Consider the following 6,531-nt stretch of genomic DNA (forward strand, 5'->3'; position numbering starts at 1 on the left):
GAAATTGCCCTACAACTTGCAAAACCCGTTCTGCAAGCTCTGAATTGTCGATCGCTACCAAAACAGTATTCAATACCATGCACCTTTAAATCTCAGATATTTAGACTTTAAATTTTTAGTTGATTGTCGCCTACTTTCCCCAATTTTCGTGCTTCCCACCAACATTATTATTACCTACCCAGAAACCCGGTTTCCTAACCGAATTGCGTCATTTAAGCAAGATTCTTGAAGAAACCGGGTTTCTTAAGCCCGCAGTTCGTAAGTAGGTAGGTGCAAATAAACTGGACCGCTTGTCACAGAATGTAAAGCTACCATAATCGCAAGAGAATTGCTTCCTTTCATTGCATTTCACTCGCTTTTGACTACCTATGTATTTTGCCGATCATCTACTTAAATCTACCATCTAAAACTCACCCTTTCCCTCATTTTCAGTCCGCAGCCGCACCGAATCAGCGTGAGAAGGAAGCCCCTCTGCTTGGGCCAAAACATTAATCGCCCTACTCACCTTCTTAAGTGCAGCAGGCGAATATTGAATCAAACTCGAATGCTTCATAAAAGTTTCGACACCCAGCGGCGACGCATAGCGCGGAGCCCCAGAAGTCGGCAAAGTATGATTCGGGCCAGCCAAATAATCACCTACAGCTTCCGGCGTCGAGCAGCCCAAGAAAATCGCCCCAGCGTGGCGAATTTGCTCGAGCAAAGCCCAGGGATCTGAAACTTGCAACTCCAAGTGTTCCGGGGCAAACTCGTTAGAAAGTTCCGCCGCGGCTTTGAGCGAGTCCACTACTACGACTAAACCGTAGTTGGCGATCGCCTTTTCTGTTAAAGTTCGGCGCGGGTGATTTGCCAACTGTCTGTCTACCTCAGCCACCACCTTCCTAGCTAGCACCGAATCCGCCGTCAGCAAAATTGCCGACGCCATCGAATCGTGCTCAGCTTGAGCCAACATATCCGCAGCCACGTGTACAGGATTCGCCGAACCATCCGCAATAATCAACACTTCCGACGGGCCAGCCAGAGAATCGATCCCCACAGTCCCGTAAACCAGTTTTTTAGCCAGGGTGACGTAAATATTCCCCGGCCCAGTAATTAAATCCACCTTCGGAATAGTTTCCGTACCGTAGGCCAAAGCCGCGATCGCCTGCGCCCCGCCTATCCGATAAATCTCATCAACTCCCGCTTCCTGAGCCGCTATCAGCACCGCAGGATTCATTTTCTTCTCCTGTCCGGGGGGAGTACACATCACCAGTCTCGGCACCTTGGCGACCTTCGCAGGAACCGCATTCATGATCACCGAGCTTGGATAGGACGCCTGACCGCCAGGAATGTAGATTCCCGCTCGATCGACCGGCGTGTAGCGCTTGCCCAAAACAATCTCGTCATCGCCAAACTGCACCCAAGACTTGGGTACGCGCTGTCGGTGAAACGCCTCTACCTGTTTGCAAGCCAGCCGGATGGCATTTAATAATTCTTTCGACACCTGTTGGTAAGCAGCATCCAATTCGGCGCCGCTCACCCGTAAATCTTCCACATTTATGGTCATGCGGTCAAATTCAGCAGTGTAGTGCAGCACAGCCTGATCGCCTCTGCGCCTTACAGCTTGCAGCACCTCCCGCACGGTGGCTTCTTTGTGAACGACAAGTTCGTCATGGGTGCGATCGCAGATCCGTCGCAGTTCAGCTTGTGCCTCAACCCACTGAGTAATGATTCGCAGCATGGAGATTAGGAATGCCGTCTATAACTTCACTAACATTTGCTTGACAATTGGGGATTTTTGTGGGGTTCTCCTAGAGAAGTAGGCCACCACCAGTCCACAAGCTTAAACCGCGAGAGTCGCGGTATTTTCCAAGGCTTCAGTGCAGCGTTTAAATCTCTGTCAAGGATTTTGCAACACTGAGGACAAGTCATAACCTTCTCTAGGAATTGCCCGCCAGAGAACCGGATACCCGGGGAGAGGGTGGAAACGCAGAAGGGGAGAGTGTCCGACCCCGATAATATCCGAGAGGGAGAGTGTTCGAGCAGAAGAATTTTGATTCTGCCTTCTACTTTCTACCTTCAGATCCGTGCTGTCTTCTACCTTCTACCTTCAGCTTTTTACCTTCTACCTTCGCTAAGTGCTTCTTGCCGAAGCCCAAATAACCCGTATTCTTTGTTATAGCTTAACTTGGATTTTTCCGAGAATTGGATTTTAAGCAGAATAGGTGCTATATTAGTTTTTCCAACACCTGATAATTTTTTTATAAAAAAACGCCAAATTATTGTATACTTGAAAATTGCGCGCAAGAAACCGTGACTTTAACTCGTGACGGTGGAAACACCGCAAAACGCCTCTGTAACACCCGTGTCATACCTGTGGGTATTGTCAGGGGTAAAAAACAGGCAGTTAAATGAGTCAATAAAAAATTATTGCGCGGGCGTCGCCAAAAAGTAGCCACAGACTCAGCTCAATCTGAAGCTCAATTTGAGCGAATGGAAAGTGGCTGTCTCACTCCGCCATTAAAAATCAAGCTTTTTGCGGATCGATCCCGAAAAGGTTGTCCTTCAAAATCCCCGTGTCTTAAGACTGTCTTGAGACTAGGGTGTATCAATGAATACCTACTTCCAGCAACTGAACTATGGCAAATATTAAGTCCGCCGTCAAACGAGTCAAAATCGCCGAACGTAACCGCTTGTACAACAAATCTTACAAGTCAGCGGTCAAAACTTTGATGAAGAAGTATTTCGCTGCCGTAGACAAGTACGCCGCAGCTCCGAGCCCGGAATTAATGCAAGAAGTCCAGCAGCGAATGTCTGAGGCCTACAGCAAAATTGACAAAGCTGTCAAAAAAGGTGTACTCCACCGCAACAACGGCGCTCGCAAAAAGTCCCGCTTGGCAAGAACCCTCAAGCCGCACGAAACATCCTCGGTAGCATCTTAAGGAAGCAGAAAGTTCGGCAACGAAGCAGTGTACAAGATTGAAGGGATGGATGTTGAGGGAAGAAGTCAAGCGAGAAGAAGTCAAGCGTGAAGCAGGAAGCAGGAAGAAAGAAGACGGAAGATTTTTCCCACACACTCTCTCCCACTCCCACTCCCCGACTCTCTCACTCCCCCCTCGCCCTCTCCCACTAGGACTCTCCCGTATCACCTCTAATCTGCTTCCCCCATGCAGCTCATCGACACTCACGTTCATATCAACTTTGAAACCTACAAATCTGAGTTAGAAGCCATTCGAGAACGCTGGCGCGAAGCTGGTGTAGTTCGGCTGGTTCATTCTTGTGTAGAGCCAGAAGAGTTTGCCGGCATCCAAGCAATCGCCAATCAGTTTGCAGAAGTCTCGTTTGCGGTTGGACTCCACCCCCTAGATGCGGACAAGTGGAAAGACGAGACTGCGAGCCAGATTAGGGAATTAGCAAGTTCGGACTCTAGGGTAGTGGCGATCGGCGAAACCGGACTGGACTTTTATAAAGCTGACGATCGAGAACACCAGTTTAAAGTGTTTGAGGCACAGCTTGCAATCGCCCAGGAACTTGACAAACCAGTCATTATCCACTGTCGCGACGCCGCCGCCCCAATGGCCGAAATGCTGAGGAACTTTTGGCAAACACGCGGGTCAGTGCGCGGGGTCATGCACTGCTGGGGAGGCACACCCGAAGAAACCCAGTGGTTTTTAGACCTAGGTTTCTACATTAGTTTTAGCGGAACAGTCACCTTTAAAAAAGCCTTGCAAATACAAGAATCAGCTTGTATGGTAAATAGCGATCGCATCCTAGTCGAGACCGATTGCCCTTTTCTCGCCCCCGTACCCCAGCGGGGAAAACGCAACGAACCAGCCTATGTCTACTACGTAGCCGAGCAAGTTGCTAAATTGAGAGGAGTTTCTCTCTTAACTTTGTCCCAGCAGACAACCAAAAATGCCTGTCAGCTATTCGGCTTTTCAGTTTAGTTATAGCAGAACAGAGAAACGAGGAAAACAGGTCGATTTAGGAGCCAGTGCTCAGGACAATCCCATTTCTATCCTGCCCGAAAAACCGGATTCATCCTTTATTGGAGATTCTTTTGGCGTTGCCTGTTGCGATCGGATTTGCGTCCTATAATAAAAAGAACTGAGCGATCGGGCGTTGGCTTAGTATCCGCGACTTCGATGTCGCCCAGGAACTACCAACACAACGCGAGTACGCTAAACTTCGGGATCGGTCAAAACTTCAGGCAATACCTCAAACTTACACACTCAAACTTACACATCAGAAGAAACTTGGAACCTCAGCAATTTGGCAATAGCTGTCAAGTCAATTTTAGGAGTCAAAAGTGTAGGGAATTAACCCTGGGATACCACGATATCAGAGCTAAAAGCATCTCGATCGAAACTAAAATCCGCACAAAAATACTGCGAGCCACAAGCAAAAATAACCGTTGCAGCAGTTGGCAGGCGATCGAAAACATCATATAAATTCTCTCACACAATCCATCAAAAAAACGCAACAAGGTAAAAAAGCCCAGCCTTGGCGCCATGTAAAAAGCTAGAGCCACTGCGGAAAAAGGACCCCCATGACCACTAAAGATTACACAGAATTCGCCTTCACCTTGCCCGATTTGATCGAAATCCAGCGGGCAAGTTTTCGCTGGTTTCTAGAAGCCGGGCTGATCGAAGAACTCGACAGCTTCTCCCCGATTACAGACTACACGGGCAAGCTGGAACTCCACTTCATGGGCAAAGACTTCAAACTCAAGCGCCCCAAATATGATGTGGACGAAGCCAAGCGCCGGGACAGCACCTACTCGGTGCAAATGTACGTCCCCACCCGCCTGATTAACAAAGAAACAGGGGAAATCAAAGAACAAGAAGTCTTCATCGGCGACTTGCCCTTGATGACCGAGCGCGGCACATTCATCATCAACGGCGCAGAACGGGTAATTGTCAACCAAATCGTGCGTTCCCCCGGCGTCTACTACAAATCAGAAACCGACAAAAACGGTCGCCGTTCCTATAACGCCAGTCTGATCCCTAACCGTGGCGCTTGGCTGAAATTTGAGACAGACAAAAACGATTTAGTCTGGGTCAGAATCGACAAAACCCGCAAACTATCGGCTCAGGTGCTGCTCAAAGCCCTCGGACTTACAGACGGCGAAATCTACGACTCCCTGCGGCACCCGGAATACTTCCAAAAGACGATCGAGAAAGAAGGACAATTCGGCGAAGAAGAAGCTTTGATGGAGCTCTACCGCAAACTCCGTCCAGGGGAACCCCCCACCGTAGCGGGCGGCGAACAGCTCCTTAACTCGCGCTTTTTCGACCCCAAACGCTACGATTTGGGCCGAGTCGGCCGTTACAAACTCAACAAAAAACTGCGCTTGACAGTCCCCGATACCATGCGGGTGCTGACATCCCAAGATATCTTGACGGCGATCGACTACTTAATTAACCTCGAATTCGACATCGGCTCCACCGACGACATCGACCACTTAGGCAACCGTCGCGTCCGCAGTGTCGGAGAACTGCTGCAAAACCAAGTGCGCGTCGGACTCAACCGCTTAGAACGGATTATCCGCGAAAGAATGACCGTCTCGGATGCCGACTCCCTCAGCCCCGCTTCTCTGGTCAACCCCAAACCGCTGGTAGCGGCAATCAAGGAATTCTTCGGTTCCTCCCAGCTATCGCAGTTCATGGATCAAACCAACCCTCTGGCAGAACTGACTCACAAACGTCGGCTTTCAGCCTTGGGCCCAGGAGGTCTGACTCGCGAACGCGCCGGGTTTGCAGTGCGGGACATTCACCCGTCCCACTACGGCCGGATTTGCCCGATCGAAACACCAGAAGGCCCCAACGCAGGTCTGATCGGTTCCTTGGCAACCCACGCCCGCGTCAACCCCTACGGCTTCATTGAAACTCCTTTTTATCCAGTAGAAAAAGGACGGGTGCTGCGCGACAAAGCCCCTGTTTACATGACAGCCGATGAAGAAGACGATTTGCGCGTCGCCCCTGGAGACATCAGCCTCGACGAAAACAACAACCTCTTAGGCGAAACCGTAGCCGTCCGCTACCGCCAAGAATTTACTACCACCACGCCGATGCAGGTGGACTACATGGCGATTTCGCCCGTGCAAATCGTCTCCGTAGCGACATCGCTGATTCCGTTCTTGGAACACGACGACGCCAACCGAGCTCTGATGGGATCGAATATGCAGCGGCAAGCTGTGCCGCTACTGAAACCAGAACGGCCGCTAGTCGGTACGGGCTTGGAAGCTCAGGCGGCCCGAGATTCCGGGATGGTTGTGGTTTCCCGGATCGACGGCGAGGTGATTTACATCGACGCTACCCGGATTATTGTCAAACCCCTGGCTGTAGATGCCGAATCGAATTCCAGCGAAGAACATTTCCTGATTAAGGAATACGACGATCTCAAAGTTAAGCAGCCCTCGGTTTGGAAGCAAAAATATGCTGGCTGCATCGAACACGAACTGCAAAAATATCAGCGCTCTAACCAAGATACTTGTTTAAACCAGCGTCCGCTGATTTATGAGGGCGATCGAGTCGTAGCAGGTCAAGTGCTCGC

General features: G+C 50.1%; 3 protein-coding genes and 1 pseudogene. 3 read left to right on the forward strand and 1 reads right to left on the reverse strand.

From position 1 onward, the window contains the following. Positions 1-403: 403 nt before the first annotated feature. Positions 404-1,717: a histidinol dehydrogenase gene (gene hisD, locus QUA45_RS09385; RefSeq protein WP_333220423.1), complete on the reverse strand. Its 1,314-nt coding sequence runs from the start codon at positions 1,715-1,717 to the stop codon at positions 404-406. An 898-nt stretch (positions 1,718-2,615) separates the two neighbouring features. On the opposite strand from hisD, the gene rpsT reads away from it, so the two are divergent. From rpsT to QUA45_RS09400, 3 genes and pseudogenes are all read left to right on the forward strand, one after another. After that, positions 2,616-2,918: a 30S ribosomal protein S20 gene (gene rpsT / locus QUA45_RS09390; RefSeq protein WP_333066838.1), complete on the forward strand. Its 303-nt coding sequence runs from the start codon at positions 2,616-2,618 to the stop codon at positions 2,916-2,918. A gap of 225 nt (positions 2,919-3,143) precedes the next feature. Beyond that, positions 3,144-3,923, forward strand: a complete 780-nt coding sequence (locus QUA45_RS09395) for a TatD family hydrolase (RefSeq protein WP_333220425.1) — start codon at positions 3,144-3,146, stop codon at positions 3,921-3,923. Positions 3,924-4,525: 602 nt separating this feature from the next. Beyond that, positions 4,526-6,531: pseudogene (locus QUA45_RS09400) on the forward strand (DNA-directed RNA polymerase subunit beta); the annotation flags it as partial.

This window comes from Microcoleus sp. Pol12A5, from assembly GCF_036701435.1.
Taxonomy (GTDB): Bacteria; Cyanobacteriota; Cyanobacteriia; order Cyanobacteriales; family Microcoleaceae; genus Microcoleus.